The sequence below is a fragment of the Roseomonas sp. GC11 genome, from assembly GCF_024437745.1.
Taxonomy (GTDB): domain Bacteria; phylum Pseudomonadota; class Alphaproteobacteria; order Acetobacterales; family Acetobacteraceae; genus Pseudoroseomonas.
Map to the genome: position 1 here is coordinate 1 of NZ_JANFNY010000101.1, position 13518 is coordinate 13518.

At 71.4% G+C, this 13518-nt stretch carries 12 protein-coding genes; 11 read left to right on the forward strand and 1 reads right to left on the reverse strand.

What is annotated here, in order from left to right; all coding sequences use genetic code 11:
• Positions 1-162: 162 nt before the first annotated feature.
• On the forward strand, positions 163-1788 hold the full coding sequence (locus NON00_RS21695) for an ABC transporter substrate-binding protein (protein WP_256024841.1): 1626 nt from the start codon (positions 163-165) through the stop codon (positions 1786-1788).
• An 80-nt stretch (positions 1789-1868) separates the two neighbouring features.
• Here NON00_RS21695 and NON00_RS21700 read toward each other — a convergent pair whose 3' ends face one another.
• On the reverse strand, positions 1869-2879 hold the full coding sequence (locus tag NON00_RS21700; RefSeq protein WP_256024842.1) for an FCD domain-containing protein: 1011 nt from the start codon (positions 2877-2879) through the stop codon (positions 1869-1871).
• Between the two features lie 213 nt (positions 2880-3092).
• Here NON00_RS21700 and NON00_RS21705 point away from each other — a divergent pair, with 213 nt between their 5' ends.
• The 10 genes from NON00_RS21705 to NON00_RS21750 form a co-directional block, all read left to right on the forward strand.
• Entirely contained in the window at positions 3093-4139 is a 1047-nt protein-coding gene (locus tag NON00_RS21705) for an extracellular solute-binding protein (RefSeq protein ID WP_256024843.1), read from the forward strand.
• A 5-nt stretch (positions 4140-4144) separates the two neighbouring features.
• Positions 4145-5212 (forward strand): ABC transporter ATP-binding protein, encoded by a 1068-nt coding sequence (locus tag NON00_RS21710; RefSeq protein WP_256024853.1) that lies wholly within the window; start codon positions 4145-4147, stop codon positions 5210-5212.
• On the forward strand, positions 5212-6054 hold the full coding sequence (locus NON00_RS21715; protein WP_256024844.1) for an ABC transporter permease: 843 nt from the start codon (positions 5212-5214) through the stop codon (positions 6052-6054). Before NON00_RS21710 ends, NON00_RS21715 begins: the two co-directional genes overlap by 1 nt.
• Positions 6055-6085: 31 nt before the next feature.
• Complete coding sequence (locus tag NON00_RS21720; protein WP_256024845.1) at positions 6086-6892, forward strand: ABC transporter permease; 807 nt, start codon at positions 6086-6088, stop codon at positions 6890-6892.
• A gap of 2 nt (positions 6893-6894) precedes the next feature.
• Positions 6895-7815: a polysaccharide deacetylase family protein gene (locus NON00_RS21725; protein ID WP_256024846.1), complete on the forward strand. Its 921-nt coding sequence runs from the start codon at positions 6895-6897 to the stop codon at positions 7813-7815.
• Positions 7816-7950: 135 nt separating this feature from the next.
• A complete protein-coding gene (locus NON00_RS21730) occupies positions 7951-9006 on the forward strand; it encodes a tripartite tricarboxylate transporter substrate binding protein (RefSeq protein ID WP_256024848.1) in 1056 nt (351 codons plus the stop codon).
• Positions 9007-9037: 31 nt separating this feature from the next.
• Positions 9038-10285: a glycosyl hydrolase family 8 gene (locus NON00_RS21735; RefSeq protein ID WP_256024849.1), complete on the forward strand. Its 1248-nt coding sequence runs from the start codon at positions 9038-9040 to the stop codon at positions 10283-10285.
• Between the two features lie 6 nt (positions 10286-10291).
• Positions 10292-11509: an extracellular solute-binding protein gene (locus NON00_RS21740; RefSeq protein ID WP_256024850.1), complete on the forward strand. Its 1218-nt coding sequence runs from the start codon at positions 10292-10294 to the stop codon at positions 11507-11509.
• Complete coding sequence (locus NON00_RS21745) at positions 11506-13167, forward strand: pyruvate dehydrogenase complex E1 component subunit beta (RefSeq protein ID WP_256024851.1); 1662 nt, start codon at positions 11506-11508, stop codon at positions 13165-13167. The genes NON00_RS21740 and NON00_RS21745 overlap by 4 nt, the downstream gene beginning before the upstream one ends.
• 14 nt (positions 13168-13181) lie before the next feature.
• Positions 13182-13518 (forward strand): biotin/lipoyl-containing protein (locus NON00_RS21750; RefSeq protein ID WP_256024852.1); only part of this gene is annotated, 337 nt, incomplete at its 3' end.

Consider the following 13518-nt stretch of genomic DNA (forward strand, 5'->3'; position numbering starts at 1 on the left):
CCCCCCCCCCCCCCCCCCCCCCCCCCCGCCAAACTGAAAGAAAGTCTTTTTGCTTCTTTTTCTTCAGAAAAAGAAGATTCTTCCTGAAACCGGTTCCATAACTCTCCATCACGGCCCGCATCTTGCTTGACGCCTGCGCCAAGCAAGACGAGGAGCGTGACCATGACCTTCTCCCGCCGTGACCTGATGGCGCTGGGCGCCACTGGATTGTTCGGCCTGCCCTTCGCCGGAGCACCTTCCGCGGCCCTGGCGCAGGCGCGGGGCGGCACGCTGCGCTACGGCATCTCGATGGCCGATATCCCTCAGACCACGGGCCAGCCCGACCGTGGCGCCGGCGCCTACCAGTTCACCGGCTACACGCTGTATGACCCGCTGGTGGCGTGGGAGATGGATGTGGCGGAGCGGCCGGGCAAGCTGGTGCCGGGCCTCGCCACCTCCTGGGAAACCGACCCGGCCGACCGCCGCCGCTGGGTCTTCAGGCTGCGCGAGGGCGTCACTTTCCATGATGGCAGCGCCTTCGATGCCGATGCCGTCATCTGGAATTTCGAGAAGGTGCTGAACCCGCAGGCGCCGCATTTCGACAACCGGCAGGCGGCGCAGGTGCGCCCGCGCCTGCCCTCGGTGGCCGCCTGGCGCAAGCTGGATGGCCACACGGTCGAGGTGACGACCAAGGCGGTGGACAGCCTCTTCCCCTACCAGATGCTGTGGTTCCTCATCTCCTCCCCCGCGCAGTATGAGAAACTCGGGCGGAGCTGGGAGAAATTCGCCTTCGAGCCGTCCGGCACCGGGCCTTTCCGCCTCGCCCGGCTGGTGCCGCGCAGCAGCGCGGAGCTGGTGCGCAACGAGAGCTACTGGAACCCCGCCCGCCGTGCCAAGGCTGAACGCATCATCCTGGTCTGCGCGCCGGAGGCGGTGACGCGCACCAACGCCCTGATCAGCGGCCAGGTGGACATGATCGAGACGCCGGCGCCCGACATGGTGCCGCAGCTGCGCGCCAGCGGTGCGCGCATCGTCGAGAATGTGACGCCGCATGTCTGGAACTACCATCTCTCGCTGCTGGAGGGTTCGCCGTGGCGCGACCTGCGGCTGCGCAAGGCGGCCAACCTCGCCATCAACCGCGAGGAGGTGGTGGCGCTGATGAACGGGCTGGCCAAGCCGGCGGTGGGTGTGGTGGATCCTTCCTCGCCCTGGTTCGGCAAGCCCGGCTTCAAGGTGGGGTATGACCCGGCGGCGGCGCGCAGGCTGGTGCAGGAGGCCGGCTTCGGCCCGCGCAACCCGGTGCGCACCAAGTTCCTGGTGGCCACGGGCGGCTCGGGCCAGATGCTGTCCATGCCGATCAACGAGTATTGCCAGCAGGCGCTGCGCGAAATCGGCATCGAGGTCGAACTGGTGCCGGTGGAACTGGAAGTGCTCTACACCTGCTGGCGCCAGGGCGCGGCGGGCGATCTGGCGAAGCAGAATGGCGTCACCGCCAACAATGTCGCCTATGTCACCTCCGATCCGCTCTATGCGCTGATCCGCTTCTTCCACTCGCAGCAGATCGCGCCGACCGGCGTGAACTGGAGCCACTATCGCGACGAGGAGACGGACCGCCTGATCGAGCAGGCGGTCAACAGCTTCGACACAGCCGAGCAGGACCGCCTGATGGCGCGGGTGCATGAGCGCGTGGTGGATGAGGCGCTGCTCGTCTTCGTCGTGCACGACACCAATCCGCACGCGATGACGGGCAAGGTCTCCCACTACACCCAGGCGCAGCACTGGTTCCAGGACCTGACCACGCTCGGCTGACCGTCGGCGTCCCGCCTGCCCTGGCGGGACGCCCACTGAAAAAAGGTTTTTGGTTCTTTTTCCCAAAAAGAACCTTTCTGCTACCCTCCCCCATGATCGACGCGCGACTGATTGGCGCCGAGGTGCCGCGTCATCAGCGCGACGGCCTGATCTGTTTCGCCCCGCGCGAGATGCTCGACGATGTCGCCATGCTCGCGAACGGCGCAGCAGGGTCGTGGCGCATGGTCATACAGCAGAACGGCGTGGGATGTCGTGGCGACAAGCTTTTGCAGGAAGCCACGCAGATAAGCGTTCGCCCCCATCCCAGCGAGAACCAGATGAAACTCGGTGAGCAGCCGCACCAGCCGCAGGCGCTGCCCCGCGGCTTCGGCGGCCGCCTGGATCTTCACATGCTGGCGCAGCGTGGCGATCTGCGCCGGGGTCAGCGCAGGCAACCCGGCGACGATGCCGCACTCGACCACGCGGCGCGCCTCATAAGCCTGGGCGATTTCCTCGCCGGAGGGCATGGCCACAAAGGCGCCGCGGTTGCGTTCGATGCGGACAAGGCCGAGGAAGGCGAGATTGCGCAGAGCCTCGCGCACGCGCGTGCGGCCGGCGCCGAGGCGGCGGGCCAGGGCTTCCTCCGCGAGTTTCTCGCCCGGGCGCAGCTGCCCGCGCGTGATCGCCTCCAGAAGCTGGGCCGAAAGTCCTTCAGGCGGGCTGTCGAGCAGGCTGGGCTTTTCCGGCGCGGCGGTGATGGCGGGCGCGGGCGCTTCCCCCGCGCGGGCGAGAATACGGCGGATGGTCGGGATGGAAAGATCCACGCCCTGCTCCCGCAGCAGACGGGCGCGGATGGCGGTGCCGCCGAGCCCTTCGGCGCGCAGGGCCAGGACGGCCTGCACCTGCGCCGGGAAAGCCTTGCGATTGGGGGAAGTGACCGGGGCGCGGGAGCGTTCGGCGAGGCCGGCCATGCCTTCGGCCTCATAGCGCCGCCACCATTTGCGCAGGGTGGCGCGGGTGATGCCGTAATGGCGGCAGACGGCCCCGGCATCGCGGCTGCGCTCATAGGCGGTGATCCAGGCCAGGCGGTCCTGCAGGGCGGCCTCCCACAATGAAAATGATGTCTGGACATCGCATCAGGAATCCGCGATGATCTCAATAAGATTTCCTTTTCTATGCTGGATTTTTCAGCGCCCGTTGCAGAAACGCGCCGTTTTTGTGTGCAGATTCCGCACTGACGGTGCGTGACGCCGCGCTGTTCCCGCAGCCTTCCCCCTGGCATGGCGATTGCTGGCATCCCGGTGTTTCCCCGGATGGAGGCTCGCATGGCCCATGCCCTCTCACGCCGCAGCCTGCTCGGCGCCACAGCCGCCGGCACGGCCCTGGCAGGTTTCCCCGCCCTGCTGCGCGCGCAGGGTACCCCGCGAGACCTCGTCGTCGGGGGCGCCGCCGGCATGGCCGGCTACATGAAGGAATTCGTCTTCCCGGTCATCGAGAAGCAGACCGGTATGCGGATCATCTTCGACGGCACGCGCTCGCTCGTGAATCTGGAGAAGCTGCGCGCGGACCGCGCCAGCCCGCGCATGTCGGTGGTGCTGATGGACGACCCCATCATGCAGATCGCGCGGGACGAGGGCCTGCTCGCGCCGCTCACCACCGGCGCCACGCCGAATCTCGCGAAGATCCGGCCGGATGCCGTGCATTTCGAGGGCGCCTGGGTGAACTACCAGACGCCCTGGGCCGGCATCGCCTACAACAAGGAGCTGCTGCCGAAGGGCGTGGACAGCTACCAGGCGCTCTGGGCGGCGGGGCAGAAGGGCCGCGTCATCCTGCCATCCCTGCAAAACACGGAAGGGCTGTGGACGCTGATCGTCGCCGCGCATCTGGAGACGGGCAAGCCCTTCGCCGAGGCGCAGTATGAGGTCGATGCGGCCTTCCGCAAGCTGGCGACGCTGAAGCCGAATGTGCTGACGGTCTACACCAACCAGCCGCAGGCCGAGAATCTGCTGGAATCCGGCGAAGCCGCGCTGATGGCCGGGCAATTCTCCAGCTACACGCTGATCCGGGCCGCGGGCGGCGCGCCGGTCGGCCTCGCCGCGCCGAAGGAGGGCATTTTCGCCATGCCTTCCGGCATCTGCAAGGTGAAGGGCGCGCCGAACGAGGCGATGGCGGATGCCTTCATCGATGCCTTCCTGGGCAGCACCATCCAGCGCATCCTCGCCGAGAAATCCTTTATCCTGCCGACGAACACGGAAACCAGCCTGCCGGATGGCTTCACCCGCCCCGCCGGCACGCCATTCGCGCCGGACTGGGCGCATGTGAACAGGAACCGCGAGGCCTGGATCCAACGCTGGAACCAGTTGATGGGTTGAGCGTCATGGGCGCGCATCTCGACATCCGTGGCGTCAGCAAGCGTTTCCGGCAGAGCACAGTGCTGGACGATCTGTCGCTTTCGGTCGGGCAGGGGGAATTCCTGTCCCTGCTCGGCCCTTCCGGCTGTGGCAAGACGACGCTGCTGCGCATCCTGGCCGGGCTGCTGGCACCGGATGCGGGGCGGGTGACGCTGGCCGGGCAGGATCTCGGCCGCCTGCCCGCGCATCGCCGCAATGTCGGGGTGGTGTTCCAGAACTACGCGCTGTTCCCGCATCTGACGGTGGCCGGCAATGTCGGCTTCGGGCTGAGGGCGCGTGGCGTGGCACGCGCGCAGATCGAGGCACGCGTCAGCGAATTGCTGGAGATGGTGCGCCTGGCCCCGCTCGCCGGGCGCGCCATCACCCAGCTTTCCGGCGGGCAGCAGCAGCGCGTGGCGATGGCGCGGGCGCTGGCGGTCAACCCCGCGCTCATCCTGCTGGACGAGCCGCTTTCCGCGCTGGACCGCAAGCTGCGCGAGACGATGCAGGTGGAGTTGCGCGCCCTGCTGCGCCAGCTTGGCATGACGGCGATTTTCGTCACGCATGACCAGGAGGAGGCGCTGGCCCTCTCCGACCGCATCGCGGTGATGAATGCCGGGCGCATCGAGCAGCTCGCGACGCCGGAGGATATCTACAGCCGCCCGGCGACGCCTTTCGTGCTCGATTTCGTCGGGCAATCGACACTGCTGCATGGCGTGGTGGTGGAGGCGGCGGAGGGTTTCCTGACGCTGCACACGGCGGCCGGCCCGGTGCGGGCGGTGGGGCACTTCGCGCGCGGCGCGCGCGTGCTGGCGGCGGTGCGGCCGGAGCGCATCGCGCCCGGCCCGGCCAGCGACGCGGCGTGGACCGGCATCACCCTGCCGCTGCAGGCGCAAACCTTCCTCGGCAGCCGGCGGCTGCTGCATGGCCGGCTGCCCGCAGGGGACCGCGCCCTCGTCGAAGTGCCGCCGGAGACGGAGATTTCCGGCGATGCCCTGCCCATCCGCTGGCGCGTCAGCGATACGCTGGTCTATCCCGTGCCGGAGGTGGCGTGATGCGTGGCGCGGCGCGCCTGCCGTCCCCCGGCATTGGCTGGCTGGCCTTGCCGGCCTGCGCCGTGGCGGCGCTGCTCTTCGCCCTGCCGCTGCTGCTGCTGCTCGCCGTCAGCCTGCACGGCGATGGTGGGTGGACGCTGCGCGGCTATGCCCGCTTCCTCGGCGCCGCCTATTCCTGGCAGGTGATCGGGCGCACCCTGGCGCTGGCCTTCTGGACGACGCTGATCTGCCTGGCGCTGGGCTATCCGGCGGCCTTCGCCCTGGCGCGCACGCGCGGCGCCGTGCAGTCCCTGCTCATCGCCGCGCTGCTGCTGCCGCTCTCGCTCAGCGTCATCGTCAAGGCTTTCGGCTGGACGGTGCTGCTGCGCGGCAATGGCGTGGTCAACCGCCTGCTGATGGCAAGCGGCCTCACCGATGCGCCGCTGCGGCTGCTCTTCACCGAGGCGGGGCTGCTGATCGGCATCACCAACATCTTCCTGCCCTTCATGATCCTGCCCATCTTCACCGTGGTGCGGCAGATCGACCCGCGCCTGGGCGATGCGGCCACGACGCTGGGCGGCGGGCCCTGGCACAATTTCGTCCGCGTCACGCTGCCGCTCACCCTGCCCGGCGTGGTGGCGGGGGTCACGCTGGTCTTCTCCCTGTCCATCGCCGCCTATGTCATCCCCAACCTGCTGATGGGCGACCGCTACCAGACGCTCTCCACCACCATCGCCACGGCGTTCCTGTATCTGCAGGATCCGCAGCGCGGCTCGGTGGCCGGGGTCGTGCTGCTGGCGCTCTCGCTGGCGGTGGTGGTGGGCAGCGCGTGGCTGGCGCGCCGCGCCAGGGCCACGCCATGAGGGGGGGCAACGCCATGAGGGAGGCCACGCCATGAGGCGCCCGCTGCTGCCCCTGCTGGGCCTTGCCCTGGCCTGGATCATGCTCGCGGCCAGCGTCATCTTCCTGCTGGCGCCGCTGGTGGTCACGGTCGGCGTCTCGCTCTCGCCCTCGCCGGTTTTCCAGCTGCCCCAGGGGGAACTCTCCTGGCGCTGGTATGCGCGGGTGGGGCGGCTGGAGGGCCTGCTGCCCGCGGTGCTGCTCAGCCTGCAGGTGGCGGCTTTCGCCACGGCGGCGTCGCTGGTGCTGGGCACGCTCGCCGCCATCGCCGTGGTGCGCGGGCAGTTTCCGGGGCGGGAGGCCATCGCCACCTTCCTGGTCTCGCCGCTGATGCTGCCGGGGCTGGTGATCGGGCTGGCCATGCTGCAATATTTCCGCGCGCTCGGCCTGCGCGAGGCGCTGCCCTCGCTGCTGCTCGCCCATGTCATCATCGTGCTGCCCTATGTCATGCGCACGCTGGTGGCGGGGCTCGCGCTGTTTGATTTCGCGCTGATCGACGCGGCGCGCACGCTGGGCCTGTCCTATCCGCGCGCCGTGCTGCGGGTGATGGTGCCGGTGCTGGCGCCGTCCTTCATCACCGGGGGGCTGTTCGGCTTCCTGGCGTCTTTCGACAACTACCCCATCTCGATCTTCCTGACGGATGTCTATCACCGCACCCTGCCGATCCAGCTGTTGCAGTATCTCGGTGAATCGCCGGACCCGACGATCGCCGCGGTCTCCACGCTGATCATCGCGCTGACGCTGCTGGTGCTGTTCATCGGCGACCGGATGGTGGGGCTGAGCCGCATGGCCGGAGTGTGAGAATGCTGGCGGAGACACGGGATTTCCTGGGCTATGGCGCGCATCCGCCGGATGCGGCCTGGCCGGGCGGGGCGCGCGTGGCCGTTTCCTTCGTCGTCAATGTCGAGGAGGGGGCCGAGCTGTCGGTGATCGACGGCGATGAGCGCAACGAGGCCGTCTATGAGGTGACGGAGGAGGTGAGGGATGGCCCCGACCCCTGCCGCGACACGCATTTCGAGTATGGCACGCGGGTCGGCTACCACCGCATCATGCGGCTGCTGGATGCCTATGGCGCGCCCTCCACGCTGAATGCCTGCGGCCGGGCCATCGCGCGCTCGCCCTGGATCGCGCGCGATGCCGTGGCGCGCGGCCATGAGGTGGCCTGCCATGGCTGGCGCTGGGAGCGCCATGCCGGCATGGCCGAGGCGGCGGAGCGCCAGGCCATCGCGCGCGCCGTGGCGGCCATCCGCGCGGCCTGCGGCGCGGCGCCGGCGGGCTGGCACACGCGCTCCGCCCCTTCCGCCAACACGCGGCGGCTGCTGCTGGAGCATGGCGGTTTCCTCTATGACAGCGACGCCTACAGCGACGATCTGCCCTTCTTCACGCGGGTGGAGGGGCGGCGGCACCTCGTGCTGCCCTACAGCTTCGACACCAACGACATGCATTTCCACCAGGGCAGCCAGCGCTTCGCCACGGCCGGGCATTTTGCCGAGTATGTCATCGATGCCTTCGACACGCTGTGGCAGGAGGGGGCGGAGGTGCCGCGCATGCTCTCGGTCGGGCTGCATCTGCGCATGATCGGCCGGGCGGGGCGCATCGCCGGGCTGGAGCGCGTGCTGCGCCACATGCGGCAGAAGGGCGGGGCGTGGTTCGCGCGGCGGGATGCCATCGCGCGGCACTGGATCGCCCGCTTCCCGGAGGAGGAAGCTGGCACCCTGGCCTGAGCGCCGCCATTTCCTATCAAATTCGTAACAAACTCGTGCAATAACGGTCTTGCGAGGTATCGGCCGTCGATTACCCCCCTATTCCTAAAGGTGCATGCGGCGCGCCATCCAGGCGCCGGGAAGGAAAAGGGGGCCATGCATCAGGCCAGGCGCAGCTTCGGGCTCGGCATGCTGGCCAGCATGGCCACCGGTCTGGCGGCAGGCGCCGGCCCCGCGCGGGGGGCCACACCCGCGGCAAGGCCCTGGCGGGCGCCACCCTGGCCCGGCCCGCTTCCGGCGGCCCTTCCCCCGCAGGATCCCGCCTGGCCGGATGGCCCGCTGCCCCTGCTGGTGCCCACCGCGCCCGGCGGCTCCACCCACTTCCTGGGGCGCTTCCTGGCGCGCCAGCTGGGGCGCCTCCTCGGGCACGGCGTCACCGTGCAGAACCAGCCAGGGCTCGGCGGCATGGCGGGCACCTGCACCGCCGGCCTTGGGGCGCCGGATGGGCCCGCCCTGCTGCTCAGCCCCAGCACGGCCTATGCCTTCGCCGCGCATCTCCACCCCTGCCCCGTCCCGCTGCTGCGCAACCTCGCCCCGCTCGGCCTGCTGGCGCGCAGCCCGCAGGCGATCTGCGTGCTGGATGGCTCCGGCCTCACCACGCTGGAGGCCCTGATCCACGCCGCCCGCCACGCCCCGGGGGCGCTGCGCTACGCCACGCCGGTGGCGCCACACCCCACTGCCCTCCTCCTCGCCGATGCGGCGGAACTGCAGCTGAGCGTGGTGCCGACCGAGGGCACCGCCAGCACCCTCCAGGCGCTGGAACAGGATCAGGCGGATTTCGCCTGCCTCAACCTGTGCAGCGCGCTGCCACGGCTGCGCGGCGGCGCGCTGCAGCTCCTGGCCGTCACCAGCGCCGAGCGCGTGCCGGACCTGCCCGATGTGCCCACCCTGGCGGAGCTGCTGGACCAGCCGGGCCTGCACATCACCACCGATTTCGCCCTCTTCGCCCGGCGCGGCCTGGGGGAGGCGCTGACGCAGGCGCTGGCCCAGGCCACGCGGGAGGCCATGCTCTCCGCCGAGGCGCGCGAATTGCTGCCGCCGCTCGGCCTCACCCTCCTGGCCGGGCCGCCGGAGGCCTTCGCCGCCACCCTGGAGGCCGAGAGCCGCCGCTGGCTCGTCACACTCCGCCAGCAGGGCCTGGCCCGGCCGTGAGGGCCGCGCCACCCCGTGCCCCGTCTGCCCCATGCCCGCCGACCTCGTCACGCCCCCGCCCGCCTCCCGGCCCTGGCCGGCGGCGCCGGAACGGAGCGGCGGGCGGGACGGCATGGCGGGCGAGGCGGCCAGCCCGGAGCAATGGACGGCCTTCAAGCGCCGCTACCTCGCCCCGGATGGCCGCGTCATCGACACCGGCCATGGCGGCCTCTCGCACAGCGAGGGCCAGTCCTACGGCCTGCTCTTCGCCGTGCATTTCGACGACCCGGAGAGCTTCGCACTGATCTGGGACTGGACGCGGCGCCTGCTGCAACGGCCGCGAGACGGGCTGTTCTCCTGGAAATACGAGCCGCGTTCCGCCCTGCCGGTGCCGGATGCGAACAATGCCACGGATGGCGACCTGGTGATGGCCTGGGCGCTGCTGCGCGCCGCGCGGCGCTGGGGCGGGGCGCGCCACGCGGAGGAGGCCGCCCAGATCGCCCGCGCGGTGCTGGCGCACTGCACCACCGAATTCCTCGGCCGCCGCATCCTGCTGCCGGGGGCGCGCGGCTTCCACAAGGGGGACCGCATCGTGGCCAACCCCTCCTATTTCAGCTTCGCCGCCCTCCGCGCCCTGTCGCGGCTGGTACCGGACGCCGCCTGGGCCGGGCTGGAGGCGGGCGGGCTAGACATCCTGCGCGCCTGCCGCTTCGGCCGCTGGAACCTGCCGCCGGACTGGTGCGAGATCCGCCAGGACGGCACGGTCCTGCCGGCGCCCGGCTGGCCGCCGCGCTTTTCCTGGGATGCGCTGCGCATCCCGCTGCATCTCGGCTGGGCCGGGCTGCGGGAGGAGCCGCTGCTGGCGGCCGCCCGCTTCTTCCAGGACCCGGGCCACCCCGTCCACCCCCCCGCCTGGGCGGATCTGGCGCAGGACACCATCAGCCCCTATCCCGGCCATGCCGGGGTGCAGGCGGTGGCCCAGCTGGCGGCGCGCGGCCTGCCGGGGGCCGCCCCGCCCACGCGCCGCTTCCGTGTCGCCGAGGCCCCGGACTACTATGGCGCCTCGCTGATCCTGCTCTGCGCGATCGCCGCGATGGAACCACCCGAGCCCCCGCCCGAGATCCCCGCCCTGCCCGCCGCCCCGCCGCGGCAGACCCCGGTCGCGCGGCTGGTGACGGGCCTGCGCGCCCTGTTTCGCCTGGGCCGCGGCCCCGCCGGGCGGGAAGGGCCGGAAACGCTGCCGGCGGCGCCGCCGGAAAATCCCCTGGGCCGCCGCGGCAGCGGGCCGGGGGGGCGCTGAGCGCGCATGGCATCCCGCCTGCCGCGCCGGCGCCTCCTGGCCGCCGCCCTCCCCGCCCTCGCGCCCCGGCGCGCCGCCACGGCCTCCCCGCCGCCCGGCGGCACAGCCTCCCAGCCGCCCGGCGGCACGGCGGCCGCCGGCCCCATCACGCTGCGCTTCCTCGACACCTCGGAGACGGTGCAGGGCGGCCTGCTTTTCCAGCGCTTCGCCGCCGCGCGGCCGGACCTCGTGGCCAGCGTCAGCGTGGCGCGCGATCAGGCGGAGGCGCTGTTCGGCGCGCTGCGGGCGGGGGTGGAGGCCGGCAACCCGCCCTATGACGCGGTGCTGACCACGCTGGATGGCGCCGTGGCCGGGGCGGAGCTCGGACTGTGGCAGCCCCTGGCGCCGCTGCTGCACGACCGCCTGCCGCCGCAGGACGCGCTGCTGACGCCGCTCGCCCGGCTGCTGCGCGGCGTGGTGCGCGAACAGGCGCAGATCGTGGTGGCCTCGCCGGGCGGGCCGCTGCTGGCCTATGCGCCCGGGCAGGTGCCGCGCCTGCCCGCCACCCCGGCCGAATTGCTGGCCTGGGCGCGGCAGAATCCGCGCCGCTTCCTCTACCCCCGGCCCGATCTCAGCGAGGCCGGGCGCTGCTTCGTGGCCGGCCTGCCCTGGATCCTGCGCGACCGCGACCCGCTGGACCCGCGCGAGGGCTGGCCTGCCACCTGGGCCTTCCTGGCGGAGCTGGACCGCCATGTGGCCTACTACCCCACCACAGGACAGGCGGCGATGCAGGAACTGGCCGAAGGCGGCGTCCATATCGCCGCGACGACGCTGGGGGGCGATGTGATGGCGCGCGCCACGGGGCTGCTGCCGCGCGGCACCGGCCTTGGCTCCCTGCTGGATTTCCACTGGGTGCCGGTCGGCCTGTTCGTCGGCATGCCGCGCGGCCTGCAGGCGGCGCGGCAGGACATCATGGCCGCGGCCGTGGCCAGCCTGCTGGAGGCCAGCTTCCAGAGCCGCGCCTTCGGCCATGGCCAGTACTGGCCCGGCCCGGTGCGCCAGGGCATCACCCTGGCCGAGGCACCACCCCGGCAGCAGGCGGAGCTGCGCCGGGTGGTGCGGCCGGGCACCCAGGAACTGATCGCCCGCCACCCCTTCGCCCCGCCCCTGCTGCTGGAACAGAGCCTGTTCATGCTGCGCCGCTGGTCGGAGGAGATCGGCGCCTGGCACGGGGTGCGGCCATGATGCGCCCTGCGGCCCTGACCATGGCCCTGGCCCTGGCCCTGGCCCTGGCCCTGGCCCTGGCCATCATCCTGGCCCTGCCGGCGCCCGGCGCGGCGCAGGCCCTGGACGGGCAGCCGCCACCCCACCCGGCCCCCCATCCGACTCAGGAGCGGCTGGTGGCGATGACGGTGCAGGCCCAGCGCGAGACCCTGATGGCGCTGCTGGGGCCGGAGCGCGCCGCCTGCGGCGCGTTGGCCGGGGCCTATTTCGCCGGCCAGGATGCCAGCGGCGATGCCTTCTGGGACCTGCGCTGCGCGGGCGGGGTACATTGGCGCCTGGCCCTGCCCTCCGGCGGCGGGGAAGCGCGCCGCCTGCCCTGCCCGCGTGGCGAGACGCTGTGCTTCCTGCCCGTGCCCTACAGCCCCGGGGAGCAGCGGCTGGCCGCCCGGCTGCGCTGCGAGGCAGCCTGCGCGCTGCAGGCGGGCGTGGCGCAGGCGCGCTGCCTGGCGGCCTGCCAGGAGGGTGGCGGCGTGCTCGCCCCGGCCGGGGGGGGGGGGGGGCCCCCCGCCCCCCCCCCCCCCCCGGCCGTGCCGGAGGCCAGGGCTGAGGCGCCCGCGCCGGCCGCGCCGGTGGGCGCCGCCACGCCGGCCGCGCCGAAGATCGAGGCCGGCGAGCCCGAGAAGGACTGGGGCCCGACCAAGAGCATCACCGTCCGCGAGGCGCTGCGCGATGCCATGGCCGCCGAGATGCGCGCCGATGGCAAGGTCTTCCTGATCGGCGAGGAAGTCGCCCAGTATCAGGGCGCCTACAAGATCAGCCAGGGCCTGCTCGACGAGTTCGGCCCGAAGCGCGTGATCGACATGCCGATCACCGAGCACGGCTTCGCCGGCATGGCGGTGGGCGCGGCCTTCACCGGGCTGAAGCCGATCGTCGAGTTCATGACGTTCAACTTCTCCATGCAGGCGATCGACCAGATCGTGAACAGCGCCGCCAAGACGCTGTACATGTCCGGTGGCCAGCTGGGTTGCCCGATCGTCTTCCGGGGCCCGAACGGCGCCGCCGCGCGCGTCGCCGCCCAGCACTCGCAGTGCTACGCCTCCTGGTACGCGCATGTGCCGGGGCTGAAGGTGGTGGCGCCGTGGTCGGCGGCCGATGCCAAGGGCCTGCTGCGCGCCGCCATCCGCGACCCCAACCCGGTCGTCTTCCTCGAGCACGAGATCCTCTACGGGCAGAGCTTCGAATGCCCCACGGATGAGGATTTCATCCTGCCGATCGGCAAGGCCAAGATCGAGCGCGCCGGCACCGATGTCACCATCGTCGCCTTCTCGATCGAGGTGGGCTTCGCCCTGAAGGCGGCGGAGAAGCTGGCCGAGCAGGGCATCAGCGCCGAGGTCATCAACCTCCGCACCATCCGCCCGCTCGACATCGGCACCATCGTCGCCTCGGTGAAGAAGACCAACCGCCTCGTCACCGTCGAGGAAGGCTGGGCCTTCTCCGGCATCGGCGGCGAGGTGGCGATGCAGGTCATCGAGCACGCCTTCGACCACCTGGACGCGCCGCCGGTGCGCGTGGCGGGCCTCGACGTGCCGATGCCCTACGCCGCCAATCTGGAGAAGCTCGCGCTGCCGACCGTCGAGCATATTGTCGAGGCTGCCAAAACCGTCACCTACAAGAAGTAAGAGGACGCGGGACCATGGCGACCAACATCCTGATGCCCGCCCTCTCGCCCACCATGACCGAGGGCAACCTCGCGCGGTGGCTGAAGAAGGAAGGGGACGCGGTCAAGGCCGGCGACGTCATCGCCGAGATCGAGACCGACAAGGCGACGATGGAATTCGAGGCCGTGGATGAGGGCATCCTCGGCAAGATCCTCATCGCCGAGGGGAGCGAGGGGGTGAAGGTCAACACCCCGATCGGCATCCTGGTCGAGGAAGGCGAGGCCGTGCCCGCCGCCGCCGCTCCTGCCGCGGCGCCCGCCGCTGCCCCGGCCCCGGCCGCCCCCACGGCCGCCCCGGCGGCCACCTCTGTGG

Bases quoted from the DNA above. Each gene is read 5' to 3' on its own strand.
- NON00_RS21695 (WP_256024841.1), top strand. From the start codon at position 163: ATGACCTTCTCCCGCCGTGACCTGATGGCGCTGGGCGCCACTGGATTG.
- NON00_RS21705 (WP_256024843.1), top strand. From the start codon at position 3,093: ATGGCCCATGCCCTCTCACGCCGCAGCCTGCTCGGCGCCACAGCCGCC.
- NON00_RS21710 (WP_256024853.1), top strand. From the start codon at position 4,145: ATGGGCGCGCATCTCGACATCCGTGGCGTCAGCAAGCGTTTCCGGCAG.
- NON00_RS21715 (WP_256024844.1), top strand. From the start codon at position 5,212: ATGCGTGGCGCGGCGCGCCTGCCGTCCCCCGGCATTGGCTGGCTGGCC.
- NON00_RS21720 (WP_256024845.1), top strand. From the start codon at position 6,086: ATGAGGCGCCCGCTGCTGCCCCTGCTGGGCCTTGCCCTGGCCTGGATC.
- NON00_RS21725 (WP_256024846.1), top strand. From the start codon at position 6,895: ATGCTGGCGGAGACACGGGATTTCCTGGGCTATGGCGCGCATCCGCCG.
- NON00_RS21730 (WP_256024848.1), top strand. From the start codon at position 7,951: ATGCATCAGGCCAGGCGCAGCTTCGGGCTCGGCATGCTGGCCAGCATG.
- NON00_RS21735 (WP_256024849.1), top strand. From the start codon at position 9,038: ATGCCCGCCGACCTCGTCACGCCCCCGCCCGCCTCCCGGCCCTGGCCG.
- NON00_RS21740 (WP_256024850.1), top strand. From the start codon at position 10,292: ATGGCATCCCGCCTGCCGCGCCGGCGCCTCCTGGCCGCCGCCCTCCCC.
- NON00_RS21745 (WP_256024851.1), top strand. From the start codon at position 11,506: ATGATGCGCCCTGCGGCCCTGACCATGGCCCTGGCCCTGGCCCTGGCC.